General features: G+C 36.5%; 22 protein-coding genes. 19 read left to right on the forward strand and 3 right to left on the reverse strand.

Translation table 11 applies throughout. The features are described 5' to 3' along the window. The first annotated feature begins 156 nt into the window (after nt 1–156). From A361_RS03755 to A361_RS03800, 10 genes are all read left to right on the forward strand, one after another. Nucleotides 157–1,038 carry a PhzF family phenazine biosynthesis protein gene (locus A361_RS03755; protein ID WP_019379512.1) on the forward strand — a complete coding sequence of 294 codons (882 nt, stop codon included), beginning with the start codon at nt 157–159 and terminating at the stop codon, nt 1,036–1,038. Between the two features lie 511 nt (nt 1,039–1,549). Continuing rightward, nucleotides 1,550–2,038 carry a hypothetical protein gene (locus A361_RS03760; RefSeq protein WP_019379511.1) on the forward strand — a complete coding sequence of 163 codons (489 nt, stop codon included), beginning with the start codon at nt 1,550–1,552 and terminating at the stop codon, nt 2,036–2,038. Between the two features lie 70 nt (nt 2,039–2,108). Beyond that, complete coding sequence (locus tag A361_RS03765) at nt 2,109–2,840, forward strand: hypothetical protein (protein WP_019379510.1); 732 nt, start codon at nt 2,109–2,111, stop codon at nt 2,838–2,840. Between the two features lie 332 nt (nt 2,841–3,172). Then, nucleotides 3,173–3,469, forward strand: a complete 297-nt coding sequence (locus A361_RS03770; protein ID WP_019379509.1) for a hypothetical protein — start codon at nt 3,173–3,175, stop codon at nt 3,467–3,469. A gap of 538 nt (nt 3,470–4,007) precedes the next feature. After that, nucleotides 4,008–4,313, forward strand: a complete 306-nt coding sequence (locus tag A361_RS31430; RefSeq protein WP_157888521.1) for a TIGR04104 family putative zinc finger protein — start codon at nt 4,008–4,010, stop codon at nt 4,311–4,313. 250 nt (nt 4,314–4,563) lie between these two features. Continuing rightward, nucleotides 4,564–4,926, forward strand: a complete 363-nt coding sequence (locus A361_RS03780; protein ID WP_019379507.1) for a hypothetical protein — start codon at nt 4,564–4,566, stop codon at nt 4,924–4,926. Nucleotides 4,927–5,112: 186 nt separating this feature from the next. Next, nucleotides 5,113–5,319 carry a hypothetical protein gene (locus tag A361_RS03785; protein WP_019379506.1) on the forward strand — a complete coding sequence of 69 codons (207 nt, stop codon included), beginning with the start codon at nt 5,113–5,115 and terminating at the stop codon, nt 5,317–5,319. A gap of 42 nt (nt 5,320–5,361) precedes the next feature. After that, nucleotides 5,362–5,700 carry a hypothetical protein gene (locus A361_RS03790; RefSeq protein ID WP_019379505.1) on the forward strand — a complete coding sequence of 113 codons (339 nt, stop codon included), beginning with the start codon at nt 5,362–5,364 and terminating at the stop codon, nt 5,698–5,700. Nucleotides 5,701–5,722: 22 nt separating this feature from the next. Further along, on the forward strand, nt 5,723–6,169 hold the full coding sequence (locus A361_RS03795; protein WP_236887976.1) for a 3-deoxy-8-phosphooctulonate synthase: 447 nt from the start codon (nt 5,723–5,725) through the stop codon (nt 6,167–6,169). Between the two features lie 120 nt (nt 6,170–6,289). Further along, nucleotides 6,290–6,862 (forward strand): hypothetical protein, encoded by a 573-nt coding sequence (locus A361_RS03800; protein ID WP_019379503.1) that lies wholly within the window; start codon nt 6,290–6,292, stop codon nt 6,860–6,862. A gap of 364 nt (nt 6,863–7,226) precedes the next feature. On the opposite strand, the gene A361_RS03805 is transcribed toward A361_RS03800, so the two are convergent. Further along, complete coding sequence (locus A361_RS03805; protein ID WP_019379502.1) at nt 7,227–8,069, reverse strand: alpha/beta fold hydrolase; 843 nt, start codon at nt 8,067–8,069, stop codon at nt 7,227–7,229. A 547-nt stretch (nt 8,070–8,616) separates the two neighbouring features. Here A361_RS03805 and A361_RS03810 point away from each other — a divergent pair. Then, entirely contained in the window at nt 8,617–9,849 is a 1,233-nt protein-coding gene (locus A361_RS03810) for a cytochrome P450 (protein ID WP_019379501.1), read from the forward strand. A gap of 135 nt (nt 9,850–9,984) precedes the next feature. Continuing rightward, complete coding sequence (locus A361_RS03815) at nt 9,985–10,524, forward strand: PadR family transcriptional regulator (protein WP_019379500.1); 540 nt, start codon at nt 9,985–9,987, stop codon at nt 10,522–10,524. 115 nt (nt 10,525–10,639) lie between these two features. Here the strand turns inward: A361_RS03815 and A361_RS03820 are convergent, their stop codons facing one another. Continuing rightward, on the reverse strand, nt 10,640–11,593 hold the full coding sequence (locus tag A361_RS03820) for an arsenic resistance protein (RefSeq protein WP_019379499.1): 954 nt from the start codon (nt 11,591–11,593) through the stop codon (nt 10,640–10,642). A gap of 182 nt (nt 11,594–11,775) precedes the next feature. Here A361_RS03820 and A361_RS30690 point away from each other — a divergent pair, with 182 nt between their 5' ends. The 7 genes from A361_RS30690 to A361_RS03860 all read left to right on the forward strand — a co-directional run bounded on the left by A361_RS30690 (nt 11,776) and on the right by A361_RS03860 (nt 17,087). Next, a complete protein-coding gene (locus A361_RS30690; protein ID WP_180321086.1) occupies nt 11,776–12,303 on the forward strand; it encodes a CueP family metal-binding protein in 528 nt (175 codons plus the stop codon). Between the two features lie 160 nt (nt 12,304–12,463). Then, complete coding sequence (locus A361_RS03835; RefSeq protein WP_157888568.1) at nt 12,464–13,534, forward strand: flavin-containing monooxygenase; 1,071 nt, start codon at nt 12,464–12,466, stop codon at nt 13,532–13,534. A gap of 293 nt (nt 13,535–13,827) precedes the next feature. Beyond that, nucleotides 13,828–14,244, forward strand: a complete 417-nt coding sequence (locus A361_RS03840) for an NUDIX hydrolase (protein ID WP_019379495.1) — start codon at nt 13,828–13,830, stop codon at nt 14,242–14,244. 258 nt (nt 14,245–14,502) lie between these two features. Further along, on the forward strand, nt 14,503–15,126 hold the full coding sequence (locus A361_RS03845) for a class I SAM-dependent methyltransferase (RefSeq protein ID WP_009335255.1): 624 nt from the start codon (nt 14,503–14,505) through the stop codon (nt 15,124–15,126). Between the two features lie 107 nt (nt 15,127–15,233). Beyond that, nucleotides 15,234–15,710, forward strand: a complete 477-nt coding sequence (locus A361_RS03850; RefSeq protein WP_019379494.1) for a GNAT family N-acetyltransferase — start codon at nt 15,234–15,236, stop codon at nt 15,708–15,710. A 38-nt stretch (nt 15,711–15,748) separates the two neighbouring features. Then, nucleotides 15,749–16,312: a DUF402 domain-containing protein gene (locus tag A361_RS03855; protein ID WP_180321091.1), complete on the forward strand. Its 564-nt coding sequence runs from the start codon at nt 15,749–15,751 to the stop codon at nt 16,310–16,312. Between the two features lie 448 nt (nt 16,313–16,760). Further along, nucleotides 16,761–17,087, forward strand: a complete 327-nt coding sequence (locus tag A361_RS03860; protein ID WP_009335252.1) for an antibiotic biosynthesis monooxygenase family protein — start codon at nt 16,761–16,763, stop codon at nt 17,085–17,087. Between the two features lie 128 nt (nt 17,088–17,215). Here the strand turns inward: A361_RS03860 and A361_RS03865 are convergent, their stop codons facing one another. Beyond that, complete coding sequence (locus A361_RS03865) at nt 17,216–18,541, reverse strand: CitMHS family transporter (RefSeq protein ID WP_009335251.1); 1,326 nt, start codon at nt 18,539–18,541, stop codon at nt 17,216–17,218. Between the last annotated feature and the right edge of the window lie 187 nt (nt 18,542–18,728).

An 18,728-nucleotide genomic window follows, 5' to 3' on the forward strand; every position in this document is an offset into this window, starting at 1 on the left:
CAATGGTGAAGTAACATGCGCCAATACAGTTGGGTTTTTTCTTGTTTAACAAACGGGGCAGGCTAGTGCGGTTATCGTAATGTTTTTCCCTTAAATTTAAATGCAATATATAGTACCTTATATAAAATATTACAAATGCAAAAAAGGAGAGAAATTATGGGGAAAATAAATTATTCCATTGTTGATGTTTTTTCACAAGGAAAATATACAGGGAATCAACTTGCTGTTTTTAAAAATGCTGGAAACATTCCCGATGATGAGATGCAACAAATAGCTAAGGAAATTAATTTTTCAGAGACTACTTTTATTTTATCTGACAAAGAAAAAGCTGGCGGTTACGACGTTCGTATCTTTACGCCTAACGAAGAAGTCCCTTTTGCTGGGCATCCAACTTTAGGAACCGCCTATATCATTCAAAGCGAAGTATTAACCGACCCCTCCGATAAACTTATATTAAATTTTAAAGGCGGACAGATTCCCGTCTCGTTTGATAATCAAGAAGAAATACTATGGATGAAACAAAGCAAACCAACTTTTGGTCAGATTTTAGATGCAAATAAAGTTTCTGATGTTTTAAGTATAGATAAAGAATACATAGATAATAGATTTCCTATCCAAGAGGTTTCAACTGGACTTCCAGTGATTGTTGTGCCTTTAACATCTTTAGAAGGAGTTAAAAAAGTAAGCGTAAATAAAGAAAAATACTTTGAATTAATTGAAGATACTGATGCAAAAGCCATAATGGTGTTTTCTCCTGAAGCGTATAAATCCGAAAATGATTTAAATGTTCGAGACTTTGCAGATTATTATGGTGTTCCTGAAGATGCAGCTACTGGAAGTTCTAATGGATGTTTAGCTTCTTACTTAGTTAAGTATCGATATTTTGAAAAAAGTGAAATAAATATTCGCGTAGAACAGGGATATGAAATAAAAAGACCATCCTTATTGTTTTTGAAAGCAAGTGAAGATAACGGGGAAATCATTATATATGTAGGTGGAAAGGTAGAAAAAATTGCCCAGGGTGAATGGTTTCTATAATTTCTCCTTCTTCAACAACGAGTGCATTAATTTAAGATACGGCTGCCAAATTTGGTGGTCTTTTCTTATTAAACAAAAGGGGCAGGTTTGTTTAAGGAGGGAAAAATTTAAATTTTACAGGTTTGGTGCAATGATGATACCTTCTATCGTCTTAATCGTCTAATTAATCGTAAGGAGTAAATATTGTTAATTTGTTTATAAGTGGCTTTTTTACATTACTTATTATGTTTACCATAGGTAAGATCCCTATAAAGTGTAAAAAATTCAGAAGCGAGGAGGGGATAGGAAGGTCATACTAAAAAGAAATTATATGGTTGGTTGTGGCAGAAGGGTTTGGCCCGGGCAACAGCAACTCGTAAAATGGGGAAATAATCGTATCAACTTTAACTAATAAGAAGTACAATTCGAAAAGATACTTCGATATTTCATGAAAAATTTCTAAATATTGTAATTTATATCGTCAGAAATGTATCATGGAGATATTACATCTTTTCTTAAAGGGGGATTTTAAATGAAAGTAATATTGCCTTTTGCAATAGCCCTGCTTGCACTAACAGGATGTTCTGCATTAGCAAGTGATGAATCTACTGAAACGAAATGGTTTGAAACCAAAGAAGAAACAATTGATTATGGCATTAAAGAAGAAAAGATTAAAAAAGAAGACATTATTGGGAAAGTTAGTGAAAACGGAGAAACATTTATTATTTATAAGAAACAATTAGAGGGAGGCTTAGGCGTAGGTGTATCAAGCATAAGTGAAAATGAAGGGCAATATGCCTGGTATGATCCTGATCAAGATGTACTTGTTAAGAATGATGAGGTCAAACAATATTCTTCTCAAATAAGTTGGGGAACAGAAACACAGTCAGGAAAAACTTTTACAATTTATACCGGAGTAAGTGAAGCAGAAGCTCCTGTCGTTAAAACAAAAACTGGCGAAGTAAGTCCCACAATTGACAACAAAACAGGAATTTATTTTTATATCCAACCAACTAAATAGGCCCAAAGACCCTTTACCAAATTTTAACAAAATTGGATAATTTAGATAATTCTGGTAAAGGAGGAAAAGTATGAGAAGAAGTATTAAAAATGTTTTTGCTGTCTTAAGTTTGAGTGTTGTTTTTTTAGGGGGATTTGGAGGATCTACATTCGCTGCAGGGTCGAAGGATGCTAATAAACCTGTAAAAATCGAGAAGAGAAATGCCATTTATGATGAATCTCTAGGAAAGTATGTAACACCTCTTAAGGAAGTAGATGGACAATTAGTTCCAGTTTCAAAAGAAGAATATGTAAATGAGATTGAAAATTCTGAAGAAGTTGACACTGAGGGTATGTTTACTGATGAGGATGCAACTGGTGATGGTGATGTATCAATCTTAAGGGATTATTACGAATACTACAGATACACTCCTTCTTCAACTACCAATGTGACTGGTGGTACTAAAAAGGTAACTGCAGACATCGGTTGTACTACATCTACTTGTAGAATTGATAAAGCAGTTAGTGTAACAGTATCCGCTACGTATAGTGTTTCTCTAACAGCAGAAAAAGATGCGATTAAGGCTAATGCAGGCTTTTCATGGACTAGTAGCGCATCTGACTCTAGCACATATTCTTTCACACTATCAAAAGGTGACTCTGGCTATATTGGATTCAAGCCATACTTAAAGAAAACTTCTGGAACTTTAAAAAGATATTCAAATTGGGATGGTTTACTATCTAGTAAATCAGCTTATGCTTATTCTCCGAGAAAAACCTCATCTGGTGAAGCAGATGGTTATTACTACTTTGTACATTATTAATAGCTGAACAAAAGGGTGTCTTGATAAGGACACCCTTTTGTGTTTAAATAATTCGAAAAAACAGCTAGTTCCAATAGAGGATGTTATACAAAAGGTAAATGTAGGCATTACTTTAACATCAAGCTGCACAATGGTGGCCTATTCTTACTTAACTAACGGGGCAGTTTTGTCGAATAAGAACTTGTTATAACATTGCATATTTATTAGTGGAGGATTCTTATATTAGCAAATTAATTAATGGCAGGTTATAAAACAATCAGGTATTTTAATAAAGGAGTGGGGCACAATTTTTAGAAAGTTATTCTTTAAAATATGAAGAGTTTGCTTCTGAAATGGGCTTTCCTGATTGGAAATCAGCTTGTGAATATACATATTTTGTCTTCCATATTCCTGAAGATGCTCAATGGAGTGTCACTGAGCTGCCAAATAGAACTTGGGCAGTTTGGAATGACATAGGTGAACCTCCATATTCATTTCACCTTTTCTCAACTTGGCGAGAAGCAATTACCTTTTTAAGAAGTATTTTTGAAAAAGAGAAATACTTAGAGGATTATTGGGACCCAGAAGGATATGATCCAGGAGAAGATGTATTTTTAAAACCACCAGATAAACACAAAAAAGACGATTAATTATTTATTTTTTGATTGAATCCCTTATTCAATAAACGGGGCAGTTTAGTGCAAGAAGAATAAAAGTAAAATGTTATAATGAATTTATTATTTTTTTAAAGGGGCAGCATAGGAATAAAAATCTTATGTCTTATTCTATTATCTTCTTAGGATTATGTATTCTTGTAGGTTCTTGGTTTATTTTACAATCTATACAATCCAATCAATTTAAAACATCACAGAAAGAACAATTTCGGTATGAATTAATTTCCCCAAATGATAGTAACATCATTATTTTTGATAAACAAAGTGGAGACTATTTTTCGAAATATATTGAACCTAATGAGGGACCGACCGAATGGCAAAAACAAAAATCACCAATATCTACTTCACCAAAGTTAATCTGAGATTTTATTGAGCTATGGAATGCCCTATGTACAAGGACTGCTGCCGAACTAGGCGGCTATTTTTTTGTTGAACTACAGGGGCAGGTTAGTGAAATAAGGTAGGACATTGGAATAAGACTTGAGAATATATATTTTTAAAAAGAAATATAGGGGTGATTACAATACAAAAATGCGATACTTGCAACAATCCATTTAAGTGGATTAAAATTTTTAGAGCTAATTGGTTTTACAGCACAATAAACTGCGACAGATGCGGCACAGAATATAAGATAGCATTTCCTTCTAGGTTTATTTGCGTCTCTTTTACAATAATACCAATGTGGATATATGGTTTGTTTGCATCTCCTTTCAGTAATGTTTTTACTACAATTGTTATATGTATCGCCACTGCGATTATTGGTTCTTTGTTCTCGCCTTTTTTAGTAAAATATAAGAAAGTTGCGAAGGTTTCACCGTAAGCTAAAGGGTACTTTTGTCAAAATTAACTGCTAATCGAGCAGTTTTTTTTCTTTATAAACTAACAGGGCATTTAGTTGAATAAGGACAACCCAATAATCCTTATTGTGATATCCATTCCCTCTCTAGACATGCTTAGAATATGGATAAAATTTAATATATTGTTTATGAGCCTGATTAGCTATAATAGCGGAGGGACGTGACAGCAAGGCAAACAAATATCAAAATAATATGAAAAAATGAGGAGTATATATGGTTGACGTTTTATGGACAATTTATTTGGGGTTGCTAGCGACAGCATCTCTCACTTTTTTAATAAGAGGACAATATAAGACAAAGCTTTCCAAAATAGATTTCGTCGTATCCATCATAACTTGGATTGGTCTTTTCGGATACGTAACGGAAACAGCTATCCTGAGTCCTACTGTCTGGAAGTTTGTATCCGTGGCAGCCTTTGTTTGGGATTTATCGTTCACGATGCTTCTAAAAGGTTATGAAGGGGAAGAACTCCTGGAGGAAATGCCGGTTTTGGTGAGGAGAATCTGGATGTTAGTTACATTTATTGTCATGGTCGGACCTCTGTACTACGGGTTGTTCAAATATGCTTTCGCGTGATGTCGAGTATTGGAAGAGGATACCGAGCAGATAAAAACCTCTCAGGGATTCTCTTATTGAAAATAGGTGCGTTGATCCATGAAGGATTAACGTCTTTTTTGTAGTTATTGAATAATACGGTGCAGGATAATTCAATAAATGAAAAAATAGCAAGAGTGATTAACGTAATGGTAGGAAGTGATGTAAATGTCGGTATTCATTCAATATAGTCATAAAAGTATAATTAACTCAATTAAGTATAGAGAGAAAGATTTCGCAGTTTTGAGTATTGGAGTTATGTTAAGAGATTTTGAAGGGTTTACTTATAACTTTATAAAAGGTACTTTCAAGTTTCCTTTATTCTTTGTTTTACCAACGGTGTTTATTGATGATGAAGAAACAGGAAAGATGTAACAGCTTCAAATCGAATATCATATTTATAAAAAAAGTAAGTGGGTGATTCTTAAAGTAGATTCTAATGCTCAATTAAAACTAATAACCGAATATTGTGAGTGGTTTGCTTGTAATGGTTTTGGTTCGTTTATGTTCCAAGGTGAAAACATCCTTTATGATGACTTATATCCAGATGTGCATTGGGATCATCCAACTGAGTTCCCTAATCTTAATTGGGATAAGGTAGCAGCGTTAATTGAAATACGTGAAGTTGGATACACCGTAATTACAAACGATAATAAAATCAATAGCACAATAAAATTGTTAAACCATATTCCTAAAGAGTACGAAATTGATTTAGAGATCAAGGTGCTTCAACCGAGAGCGGGGGCATTGACATAAGAACGATTGATGCCTTTCTATCTTGAATTTTCTCATTGTAGAAACGGGGCAGGCAATATTAAATCAAAAGGAAGTTCCGAATGGGGGAATCGTGATGAAAATAAATATTTGGAACCGAATAAGGCAAATGATTGCCAGTAGGGTGTATTACAGGCATCCCCTAATTTGGGAGACAGAAACAGATGGGTTTACATATGGTGAAATAACTGATCACTTTGATTTTGATGAAGAAGTAGGCTGTACGTTTGGTGATGGTTTTGTTCAAGCACCTAATGGTAGCAGGGCAGGTATTATATGGGAACTGGCTGAAAAGCCATATATATCTACGTGTATTGAAGCTGACAACGAGAGATGGGGAGTATACAATGTCGGGTTCGTTAGACCAATAAAAACAGTAGATGACTTAGTATACAATTTTAAAACCATATATCCATTGATAAAAGAAGTATATAACAATGCCAGAAAGTAACTACTTGATCTAAAGGGTGTAAGAGCTTAAGGACTGGCTGCTGTTTGCACAAAAGGGGCAGGATAGTTCAACAAGAGATTGGGGTAATTTGGTAAAATGAATTTAAAGGGGGGGAATACAATGAAAAAATTAAAATTTATTTCTATTTTAATTATAACTTTCTTAGTTCTTCTACTATCTGATGTGTATATCAACAAAAAAGACGTTGTTACCAAAGATGATAGTAAAGCTCGAGCCGATCGTATCGCATCTGCCCTAAATATTGGATTTGAAGAATATGGCTTATTCAGCTTTGAAATAGGTGAAACAAACCCAACCATCTGGATTGTAATGGACGAAGCCAATAGTGAAAAAGAGCTACAGAAATATTTAGAAAAAAATGTATCTAAAGCAGATTTAAACCATTACAATATAGACATTTCAAAAAGAAACTTACAAGAAGTGCAGACAGAGCATGCGATGCTGTTGCGTGAAGGTATTGCAATTGATTACATAAAGGAAAAAAATTATAATGATGTCAAAGTTTATTATCCTAATGGTAAACCAGAACAAGTATTAAAAGTAATTATTAATGAAACAAGTGAACGATCCAGTAAAGATTTAAAAGCTGAGTTAGAAAATCTTTTAGCTACTAAGGGTGCTGAACTGCCAGTACAACTGAGAGGTATTTCGTATGAAATTCAGATAGAATGATTTTCCTCAGGAAAGTCGCTATCATTATTCAACTATAGGGTGCGTTAGTTCAATAAGACATAGTAATTAAGAACTTCAACAATCGGGCGCTTTTTGAAATAAGAAATACGTTTTTTCTTTGTGAAGGAGCAAAATTGCTGGATAGGCTTTAGCCCTTTTCTGGTATAGTGTAATCTAAAATTTTTAAACAAATGCACTTATCACAATGGCTGTTTTATTTTAATGCCGTAATTCTGAAGTAAAAGCAGCCCAATTTCCCGCTCATAACATTGAGAAATTGGGCTTTGAACTTTCCTTAAAAAAACAATTCAATCTAAACCAAGACTTCTTGCGTGAAGGTGTATTTTCTTTCCACTTATTCTTCTTATCTCGAACTAAGCTTTATAACAGAATCTATAATCTGATTCCAGTCTTCACTATGAATCTCATGCCCAGTTCCATCAAGTGTCACTAATTCAGAATGAGGGATGGCTTTCTTAAGAGCAAGCCCGTGCTCGTATGGGAGAGCTGGGTCTTCTGTGCCATGAATAATGAGCACCGGTACACTGATCTCATCCATTCTATCGAAATATACGTCTCCACCTTGCAGCATGGCATGGTTAAATCTGCTCGGCAGATGTTTGGCGCGGTTTGCTTCTCTTGCAGCAAGTTTATATATTCTTTCCTGCTCGAAAGGTTTGGAGCCGGCTAAAGTTTTCCAGCCGCCCGCGAGATAAGCAATTGCAGCATCCCGATTCAACCAATCGACGGAAGCACTCTTCGCGTGGTAATCCAGTATGTTCTGATCCATTGGAGGCAGCTTTTCCATCTCAGTCCCGAACACACTTGATGCAATCAGCGTAAGCGTCAGTACACGGTCCGGATATCTTAAGGCAAGAATTTGGCCAGTTAGGCCGCCCATGGACATGCCAACGATATGTGCCTGCTCTATATGATAAGCATCCAGTACACCGGCCGCATCGTCAGCCAAGTCCGTTATTGTATAATTTGAAGTACCAGGTTCATAAATGGTCGATCGTCCCAGATCCCGGTGATCGTATCGAATCACAAATCTACCCTTATCAGCAAGGCGGAGACAGAATTCCTCATCCCACCAGTCCAGTGAAGTCATTGCGCCCATAATCAAAAGGATAGCTGGATCCTTAGCATTTCCAAAGCTTTCTGTACATATATCCACATTATTTATTTTCAGAATTCGTTCAGTCATTTTTTACCTCCGTATTATCTAGTCATCGTTACTATGTCGAAGATCAAATTCTTTCCGGAGCATGGTTGCCCTGCCCCTGTTAATTATCTGTGCCGAATCCCCTTGATAATCATGACGTGGCCTCCTTTTAAATCTTATTTAACAAGGGACTCATCTCTATATTTATTCCTTAACATATGACTAATCACTAAAAAACCAAAATTCCCATGTGTTTTTTTTCTGGATATGCCACTTGTCATACTATATTTAGGCAGTGAATTAAATAGGTACCTATCTATGAGTTGCAGACTTCGTATAAACAGCATAGGGAGGCTGCTTATACGTATGTTTTCTGAAAAAACCTCTCCCTATATGTAGGTTACATGGACTATATATAAATTTCCCCTCAAATAAAAAATGGAAATCTTTAGCCAAAATTACTCTTTTTAAACTACTTTGTTTAGAGTAATGTAATAACGGAAGGTACATTTACCTTAGTAGATTATTAAATCTTATTTTGCTGCAGCCCAGTGAATCCACATCATCTTAAAGGAGGAAAAGAAATAGTATGTTGAAAGAAGTCATTCCCGTAAATGAGATTACTAATTTTAAGTCACGTGCAGAAGAGTTTTTTCCTATTGAGTGGTATAAGGACATGCTTCACCATCATCCCGTGTATTATCATGAACAAACGAATACATGGAATGTGTTTACCTATGAGGGTGTGAAACAGGTGCTGGGCAACTATGAATTTTTTTCAAGTGCCGGACCGAGAACAACGATATTTGTTGGGGCAAATGACAAGCATGAGAAAGCGTCGCCTTTAACAAATCTTACACTTGTAGATCCGCCGGATCATCGGAAAGGGCGTTCCTTGTTAGCAGCAGCTTTTACTCCCCGCAGTTTAAAGAATTGGGAGCCGCGCATCAAGCAGATTGCCGAGGAGCTAGTAGAAAACATCCAGGATAATAATGAAATTAATATTGTTGAGGCTTTAGCAGCCCCGCTGCCAAGTATGGTTATTGCAGATTTATTCGGCGTGCCGATACAGGACAGAGCTCAATTCAAAGAATGGGTGGATATCCTTTTCCAGCCTTACGATAAAGAGAGACTGGAAGACATAGAGCTTCAAAAACAGAATGCTGCGAAAGAATATTTCCAATATCTCTATCCGATTGTTGTTCAAAAGCGGTCGAACCTTTCGGATGATATTATCTCTGATTTAATTCAAGCTGAAGTAGATGGTGAAAAGTTTACCGATAATGAAATTGTGCAGGTGACCATGCTGCTTTTAGGCGCAGGAGTGGAAACAACCAGTCATGCGATTGCCAATACGTTTTATTCATTGCTTTATGATGATGAGTCTTTATATGGAGAACTGCGTAATGACCTGGAATTAGTGCCAAACGCAGTTGAAGAAATGCTCCGCTATCGTTTTCATATGTCGAGAAGAGACCGAACTGTGAAAAAAGATAACAATTTATTGGGCGTTGAGTTAAAAGAAGGGGATGTCGTTATTGCCTGGATGAGTGCATGCAATATGGACCATCGGATGTTTGAAGATCCTTTTTCTATAAACATACATCGTCCTAACAATAAAAAGCATCTAACATTCGGAAATGGCCCGCATTTCTGTTTGGGTGCACCTCTGGCACGCCTGGAAATGAAAATAGCACTGGAGACCTTCGTGAAGAAGTTCTCCAGCATCGAACCAGTGGAAGGGTTTGAATTAGAAAAGAATTTAACGGCATCAGCCACTGGCCAGTCTTTAACGAATCTGCCGATGAACGTGTATAAGTAAGGAATAAAGGCTCCCTTAAAGCAGGCACACTGACTGCTTTAAGGGAGTTTTAATATTGGAGAGGTAAAGGATGAGGCTGAAATGCCAGCTTCATTTTGCTAAAATAAGGGTAATTCTCTTGAAGGAGCATAAAGAATGACCATTCAAATATTTATATTAACCAAACTGATGGAGGGTAAGAATTATCCTTATAAAATAAAAAAGCAGCTTTCAGAGCCTATTCCATTTGATCAGCTAGCTGGATTGACAGAAAGCAAGCTGTACTACCATTTCGATTCATTAGCGAAACAGGGCTTAATTGCAACAGTCGAAATAATTAAAGAAGAACATCGGCCGGATAAACAAATATTTGAAATCACAGCTAAAGGCCGGGAAGAGCTGCCGAAAAAAATCTACAAATTGTTTGAAACGGCCGATTCGATCGGTGAAATGTTGGTGGGTTTAGCCAACATCAAATATGTAGATCAAGATAAAGCAGTCGCTATCCTTGAAGAGAAATTAAAGAGCTCCAAGGCTAAGTGGGAGTATTATAAAAGTTTTGAACAGCTGGTTGAAAAAGACAAAGATAATGAGAAACTGATCGAGTTTCTTGGCGGGTATGTGTCGACCAAAGCAGAGCACGCTATTTATTGGCTGGATAAGCTGATTGGGCAGATTAGAGAAGGGAAGATATGAGGGGTGTTATAACTAATGTATTCACATGAATGTTAGATTAACAACCTTTTTTGTGCTATTGAGACAAGTTAAGAAAGCACATATTCATAAATAAAAAGGATATGTGCTTTCATTCTTATGTTCTTTTCTCTTTAGTGATAAATAATAAAATCTGGGTGATGACGGCCAGGATAGGCAATTCCAGCAGAGGGCCTACTACTAAGGTCAACGCAATCAAAGGCTGGTCTGGAAATGCAGTCATAGCAATGGCTAAAGCAATCGGGGAATTTCTGGCTAAAGTGGTCAAGCTTAAACTGGCTCTGTCGGAGTTCGGGAATCTCATAAGCTGTCCAGCTTTTTGACTGACAAAAAGATTAATCATAAAAAATAAAAGAATAGGTATTGTTATTTTCCACAGTAAATCTAAATGGTTAAGCAATAATTGTCCCTGTGACGCAAACATTGCCACGATGGCAAAGTTTAGAAAAATAATTGGCAGCACGCTAAGGCTGGATACAAGGCTTTCTCTTAACTGATCCTTGTTTTTTAAGAGTATCTTTGTTAAAACAGCCAGAACTAACGGTATGATTAATGCAACCAGAATACTTTCAACTAAAAACCCCAGTTCTATTACTCCTGTCGTTCCGCCAAAGATCAGAAGGCAGATAGGCAGCAATATGACCTGTAAGATTAAGTTTAGAGGCAGGATAGCAGTTGATAAGGCAACATTTCCTTTTGCTATGCCTGTAAAGATTAGGTACCAATCAGTGCATGGTGTAACCATCAGCATAATAAATCCAATATATAGTGATGGATTATCGCCTAAAAATACCATTGCCAGCAGCCATGCCAGGATGGGTGTCCAGACAAAGTTTATGAGGATTGAAGTGTATGTAAATTTTATGTTCTTAAAAGCTATCTTGATATCTTCAATAGGAATTTGTAAGAAAGTAATATATAGCATTGCTACTAATAAAGGCACAATAAAACTTTCCGCATTAGCCCTTATTAACTCTGCTTGCCCTATACTAATACCAAAAATCACTGCTAAAAATATTATAACAGTATATAATTTTTCAATTAAGTTCAATTTGACTCACAGCCTCTGAAAATATCTATGCATAGATAACTTTAGCATAGTTACATTCGAATTGCTTATTTAAGCAGCGGGTGCTGCAAATCATTTCTCCATAATTTCTCCATATTTATTTGCTATTGTTTACTTTGGCAATAGTTATTTAAGCATGAAACTGAATAAGGATGTGAACAAAGATGAAGGTAAAACTATTTCTGTCTGTCTTACTCATTTCAATAGTATTAGCTGGCTGTGGACAAGCCGATTCAAATGATGAGGCCGCTTTGAAGGCTGATAACATCAAGGAATTGGTGAATGATTATAGTGCAGGAAACGTTAAGAGCGAGTCTGCTTCGATTACCTCACAGCAGCTACTGGTAAAAAAAGCGGATGGTGAAGAATTAGTCTATGATCTGCCGAAAGAAGAGTTTTTCGTTTCAATTGCACCTTACGTTAATGAAACCCACCCTTGAACTAATCATAGCTTGACAGGTTGTCAAGGTGAATTAGCTGATAAAGAGTTTGATGTATATATCGAAGATACGGAAGGCAATGTCATTTTGAACGAAAAAGTAAAGTCCCAAGCAAATGGATTTTTTGATTTATGGCTCCCAAGAGATGAAACATATCAAATAAAGATTAAGTATGATGGAAAAACATCGGAATCAGAAATTTCAACTTTTGAGAATGAGGGTACTTGTATTACAACCATGCAATTAACTTAAAGGGGCCTTCGGTTCATTGACAAAGAAGGTCCATTTTTTATGAACAGCTGCCAAGAGGCAGCTGTTTTTATTTTTAAAATGTGTATTCCTTTTTCTGGTTATTATATAATAATATTCAAATCAATATTTGAATAACTTTTGTGTGAGAGGAGTGAGAACCATAATAAATTATGAAGTGGCCATTATTGGTGGAGTTCAGGCAGGATTAGCAATGGGATATTATTTAAAAAAAGAATATGTATCCTTTGTCATATTAGAAAAAAATGGGGACGTGGGGTATCCCTGGAGGAAAAGATACCATTCCCTGGTTTTATTTACCCCACGCCGATATAGCAGTTTGCCTGGATTACAAATGGGAGGTTCATCAAATGAACTTCCAGCGAAAGATGAGATGGCGGACTATTTGATTGATTATGTTAAGCATTTTGATCTTCCAGTCATGCTTAACACTAATGTAATTAAGTTAAATAAGCAGCCTGATGGTTCATTTCTCTTAGAAACTAATAGCGGGAAGATGATAGCTAAGCAAGTAATCATTGCAACTGGAGCATTTCAAAAACCATATATACCTAATGCCATAAAAAAGGGGGCAAATACTTTTCAGCTTCACTCTTCTGAATATCATTCCCCAGGTGAAGTGCCAGGAAGTAAGATATTGGTTGTGGGCGGCGGCAATTCCGGGGCACAAATCGCCGTGGAATTAGCAAAAGATAAGAGCGTCACAATAGCTGTTGGTCACAGCATGAAATTTTTGCCATTAACGATACTTGGAAGAAGTGTTTTTTATTGGCTGGATAAACTCGGTCTGCTGTTTGCAGGAAAAGATACAGGAAAAGGCAGCTGGTTTCAAAAACAGAAGGACCCGATTTTTGGAAAGGAACTGAAAGAACTCATAAAAATCAAAAAGGTTGATGTAAAACCTAAAGTTTTACACATCAATGATACAGAAGTTCTATTTGAAGATCAGACTCGGAGGAAATTCGATAGTATTATCTGGTCCACTGGTTTCGTTCCTTCATACGACTGGATTAATATAAAAGGTGTCATCTCCAATGAAGGAAAACCAATACATAAAAGGGGGATCACTGAAGTTAAGGGCCTGTATTTTATAGGCTTACCCTGGCAATATCAGCGAGGCTCGGCTTTGATTTGCGGAGTAGGATTGGACGCTGAATATTTGCTTTCGGCAATTCTTTCTATTAGATCCCAAAAGTCAGAGTGCCTTTGTTGAGTAACTCCTGTGATGAGATTGAAAGAATTTAAACGGTATCCTAGTCTTTATTATTTTTTCATTTGATTGTTATTGATTGCAAATTTTGGTTTTTATTTTCCCTATGGGGCATGATTACATGGATTATTTCGATCGTGTCGGGACTTACCCTTTATAAACAAATAAGAGAGCCAAAATTGGTATTGTATTCTAGCTTTTTCATGGTTTTTTAGTTTTTGCAATCGTTTTTATTGATTTGGCTGTATCTTCTATGCCATAAAATTGTTTCTTTTAGTGGAGAGGAAAAAGCGTATATGCAAAATATTTTCACCCGTGTCCTGATAAAAGATGAGGACCATCATATTTTAGTAGTACAAGATAGAGGGGATCTGTGGAATTTTCCAGGGGGAAAACAGGAATTAGGCGAAACTCCATCAAAGTGTGCAAAACGGGAAGTAAAAGAGGAAATCGGATTAACCGTTCATGCACTTACTGAGGTGTATCAGGGAAATTTCTATTTCAGAGATATCCAGTGGACGGGTTACTTCTACTTTGCAGATTCTGTCAGCGGTGTACCTTGTATGAATGAATTAAATAAGATAAAGGGAATCCGATTTGTAAGTGATGCTGGGATAGTGAAATTTCCGGATGAGTTATCGGCTGTATATGAAGAATTATTTAAAAACGATCTTATCTTGAGGAAAACTACTTATTGGGTTGAAGGTACATAATATCGCTCCTTAATTATCATGTGCTTTTTCATAGCAGCTGCCAAATCAGGCAGCTTTTTGTTTACTTAAAGGAGCAGGCTGGCTTAACTTAATTGTAGTAAAGAATACATTCTGTTAATTGTTAAGGAATTACATTTACAAAAAAATAAAAAACAATTATAGTTATTAAAGAGTCATTATGTCTATTATTAAAAAATATATAAGTGTTAAGCCGCTAGTGCTGCAATGAAAATAAAACATAAAGGAGATAGAGATCTAATGGAATTCTGGGAATCCAGTTTTATAGAAAAACAAACGATGTGGGGATTTGAGGCTGCAGATTCCGCTATCTTAACAAAGGACTTTTTCCTTGAAGAGAATGTTAAGGATATACTGTTGCCGGGTTTTGGATATGGAAGAAATGCGAAGGTTTTTATTGAAAATGGCATAAATGTGACAGGCATTGAGATTTCAAAAACAGCCATTGATCTGGCAAGCCAACATGGGATTGACAGCAGAATTTTTCATGGCTCAGTAACTGACATGCCTTTTGATGACCAGCTTTACACTGGTGTATTCTCCCATGCCCTTATTCACTTATTGAATAAGGATGAGAGAGAGAAGTTTATTAAAGATTGCTATGATCAATTAAAGCCAAATGGCTATATGATTTTTACAGCTGTTTCAAAAAAAGCCCCCATGTTTGGCAAGGGCAAACAATTGGATAAAGATTATTTTGAGATCATGGAAGGTGTGAAAATGTTTTTTTATGATTCTCACACCATAAAACAAGAATTTGGACATTACGGCCTGATAGAGATTTCAGAAATTGACGAGCCAAATAAGGATATGAAAAATAAACCATCAATAAATTTCTTCATGATAAAATGCAAGAAAAAATAGTGCCAGCTGCCATCACGGCAGCTTATTGTTTGTTTTGGTTTAATAACTAAATTTTAACTGTACAAACATTTGTTCTTATCATACTATTGTACCGAGGGGGAGAATAAATGAAAAAGACAAATTATTTGGAATTGAAACATTTCTCTAATGAACATATGGATATCTTGAATTCTTTTGAGCTTCCTAAAGAGCAGGTTCAATTCACTTCACTGCCAAGCAATTATAAAGAAGTAACAGAAGGCCAGCATCGGATCGTTATCCTTTTTGATGGAGAACCAGTAGGCTTCTTTTTATTGCATTCAACTGAAAGAGTAAAGGAGTATTCGGACAATCCGCAGGCGATGCTGCTAACATCATTATCCATTAACCAGGCTAAGCAAGGACGAGGATATGCAAAGCAGGCTATGTTATTATTAAGAAAATTTGCTGCTGACGAATTCCCTGACTGTAATGAAATCGTGTTAGCTGTTAATCACAAAAACATTGCTGCTCAAAAACTGTATGTAAAAGTTGGATTTCAGGATACAGGACGCAGAAAAATGGGGCCAATTGGCGAACAGTACATTATGAATTTAATGATGTAAATACATCTTTTCTTATTTGCCATTGGGAGGTTTCAACTATAACAAATTTAAGAACTCATCAATTCAATGGGGCTGAAATAATAGAAAGAAAAATAAGGTATGATTCCGAAGTCGTGGAATATAATTGTATGCTGTTGACAGTGCAAAATCAAAGTGCGGTGCTTTTTCATATTATTGAAGACACTTTTACAATGAAAGCCAATCAAGCTCAATTAACAATACCGAAAGGCAGCTATACAATTGCTTATTACTGGGAAAATCGCCCATATAATCTATATTTCTGGAGAGACCATAAAGGAAAGTATTTGGGCTCATATTTTAACATTGTAAAAAATACATTGATAAGCGATAGAATGGTATGTTTTGAAGATTTAATAATCGATATTTTAGTACTTCCGAATGGAGAATATTTTATTCTAGACGAGGATGAATTGCCTGAGTCATTGGAGAAATTTGAGAATGGTTCTGTCCAGCAGGCTTTAAACTTATTAACAAAATCTATTCATCATGTTCTTCTTCAAACGATTTCAGAATCTGAAGGCATTTATGCGCATGAGAAATTTATTCCTTTGTTGGAGCAGTTTGTGAAAAAGCATACGTAAAGTCATTATCCCGAAATCATAGGGGATTTAAGTGATATTTATATAAATAAAAGTTCATGGATGTTATGTAATGTAAAATTGCCTGACTGTGTGTCTTTTTCGCTGACCTCATCCTGGAGAATCACGGCAAGGACCACATTAGTGAAAAGAATTTATGAGGATTCTGCTAAAGTAAAAAAATTGGAGGAATTAGTTCAGGCCGAAGCTTGTCAGCATTTATGCGTTTGATAAAAATATTCAAGTTAATGAAAAGTAGCCGAGCATGTCTTGATAATGACTGCGACCCCAGGCAGATTATAAATGGATGCAAATGACCAAATGAAACCATAAGTAAATATCTTATTAAATAGTGTGCGATTGCTCAATAAGGCAGTCGCTTTTCTTGTTTAAAAATATTTATAATAGAATAGTGGGAATTATAAAAATATTAAACTGGAGGAAACAATGTATGAATGGAATTGTAAAAACTCCTGAACCACCTTATTACGCAGTAATATTTTCATCACAGAGAACTGAGGGAGATAGAGGTTACGGAAAAATGGCGGAAAAAATGGCAGAGTTAGCTTCTCAGCAAAAGGGATTCTTAGGCCTGGAAAGTGCTCGTGATGAAGGGTTGGGAATTACAGTTTCATATTGGGCTTCATTGGATGCAATAAAGAATTGGAAGGAATACTCGGCACATCAAGTTGCACAGGATAGAGGTAAAAATGAATGGTATAAGAGCTTCGCACTAAGAGTGTGTAAAGTAGAAAGGGATAACTTTTTCGAAATATAATATTCTTGTCTTATACAATGGTGGATGCTAATGTTCGAGATCAGCAGAATTAAATATAGGATGCTGTTGTTCAGGAAATTTTTTGCAGATTTATAGGGTGATACAAATAATATGCATCACCCTAACTATTAAATCGAAATAACGCCAAATGCAATGGCAGCAATAATCATAAATACTGAAGAGCCAACTGCCCATTTTAAAGCAAAACGCTGATTCTGGCCATAGTCAATTCCGATCATGCCGACTAGAAGGTAACCTGCGGCATAGAGCGGGCTTAACACGTGAGCGGGCTGGCCGAGTACTGATGCACGGGCAATTTCAGCCATAGGAATATTGTAGCTGGCAGCAGTTTCTCCAATGATCGGGATAATTCCATAGTAATAGGGATCGTTTGCCATGAAATACGTAAATGGCATGCTCGTGATAGCTGTAATTAAAGGCAGCTGGGTTCCCAATTGTTCTGGAATGACTTGAACAAGTGCTGTCGCCATTGCATCTACCATTCCAGTCCCGTTCATGATTCCTGTGAATATACCAGAGGCAAAGACTAATGCGACCACTGCGAGAACATTTCCAGCATGGGCGGCAATGCGTTCTTTTTGCTGTACCAGGTTTGGATAGTTGATCATCGCCGCAATCGCGAACCCTAACATAAATAGAACAGGGAGAGGCAGCAATCCGGCAATTAAGGCAATCAGCAGGCCTATTGTCAGTCCGGCGTTAACCCAAATTAACTTTGGACGCTGCAGCTCTGCGGACTTTTCTCCATGATCTATAGCGGCAGCGGTTTGTTCCTTTGCCGCTTGAATCTCACTGGCAATTGGATCATCCATTTTGAAGATCCCAATCCGTTTCCGTTCCTTTAATCCAAAATGCCAAGCAACGAGAAAGGCAAAGGCTATTCCAGCTGCCATTACAGGAATAAGCGGAAGGAATACTTCCTCGGTTGTGAGCTGCAAAGAACTGATGACTCGGGCTGTCGGTCCGCCCCATGGTGTCATGTTCATGACGCCGATGGAGAGAAGTGCGAGTGTTGAGAGCATGTATAAATTCATATTTAGCTTTTTGTATAGAGGCAGCATGGCTGTGACAGTAATAATAAATGTTGTTGTCCCATCTCCGTCCAGGGCAACAAGTGACGCGAGAGCAACTGTTCCGAGGGCAATCTTTAGCGGATCCCCTTTTACAATCCGCAAAATCGTATTCACAATTGGTTCAAATAAGCCGGCATCAATCATGATACCGAAATAAAGGATAGCAAACACAAGCATAACGCCTGTAGGAGCAACTTGCTTTATCCCTTCGAGCATCATATCCCCGATTCCGGTATAAAAACCTCCAATTAAAGCAAAGACAATTGGTACAATAATTAATGCCAGTAGTGCAGACATTCGTTTTGTCATAATTAAAGCCATAAAAACAGCAACCATAATATATCCAAGCAACGCGAGCATATGAACCCTCCTAAATAGTTGTAAGCGCTTCCTTTCGAATTACTTTAACAGGGCTGCTCTCGTAAGAATAGATTAGTTGTTTTATTTGAATAAAAAGCAATAGTTTCATAATTTTCATACTTTTTATGAAAATAAGAGAAATACCGTAATATGTTAGATATCTATCATTCACTAGGAGCTTTCTTCT

It is taken from the genome of Cytobacillus oceanisediminis 2691 (assembly GCF_000294775.2).
Lineage (GTDB): Bacteria > Bacillota > Bacilli > Bacillales > Cytobacillaceae > Cytobacillus > Cytobacillus pseudoceanisediminis.

Bases quoted from the DNA above. Each gene is read 5' to 3' on its own strand.
- A361_RS03780 (WP_019379507.1), top strand. From the start codon at position 4,564: ATGGTTGACGTTTTATGGACAATTTATTTGGGGTTGCTAGCGACAGCA.
- A361_RS03800 (WP_019379503.1), top strand. From the start codon at position 6,290: ATGAAAAAATTAAAATTTATTTCTATTTTAATTATAACTTTCTTAGTT.
- A361_RS03850 (WP_019379494.1), top strand. From the start codon at position 15,234: ATGAAAAAGACAAATTATTTGGAATTGAAACATTTCTCTAATGAACAT.
- A361_RS03845 (WP_009335255.1), top strand. From the start codon at position 14,503: ATGGAATTCTGGGAATCCAGTTTTATAGAAAAACAAACGATGTGGGGA.
- A361_RS03815 (WP_019379500.1), top strand. From the start codon at position 9,985: ATGACCATTCAAATATTTATATTAACCAAACTGATGGAGGGTAAGAAT.
- A361_RS03865 (WP_009335251.1), bottom strand. From the start codon at position 18,541: ATGCTCGCGTTGCTTGGATATATTATGGTTGCTGTTTTTATGGCTTTA.
- A361_RS03810 (WP_019379501.1), top strand. From the start codon at position 8,617: ATGTTGAAAGAAGTCATTCCCGTAAATGAGATTACTAATTTTAAGTCA.
- A361_RS03755 (WP_019379512.1), top strand. From the start codon at position 157: ATGGGGAAAATAAATTATTCCATTGTTGATGTTTTTTCACAAGGAAAA.
- A361_RS03785 (WP_019379506.1), top strand. From the start codon at position 5,113: ATGTCGGTATTCATTCAATATAGTCATAAAAGTATAATTAACTCAATT.
- A361_RS03770 (WP_019379509.1), top strand. From the start codon at position 3,173: ATGGGCTTTCCTGATTGGAAATCAGCTTGTGAATATACATATTTTGTC.
- A361_RS03840 (WP_019379495.1), top strand. From the start codon at position 13,828: ATGCAAAATATTTTCACCCGTGTCCTGATAAAAGATGAGGACCATCAT.
- A361_RS03765 (WP_019379510.1), top strand. From the start codon at position 2,109: ATGAGAAGAAGTATTAAAAATGTTTTTGCTGTCTTAAGTTTGAGTGTT.
- A361_RS03860 (WP_009335252.1), top strand. From the start codon at position 16,761: ATGAATGGAATTGTAAAAACTCCTGAACCACCTTATTACGCAGTAATA.
- A361_RS03805 (WP_019379502.1), bottom strand. From the start codon at position 8,069: ATGACTGAACGAATTCTGAAAATAAATAATGTGGATATATGTACAGAA.
- A361_RS03760 (WP_019379511.1), top strand. From the start codon at position 1,550: ATGAAAGTAATATTGCCTTTTGCAATAGCCCTGCTTGCACTAACAGGA.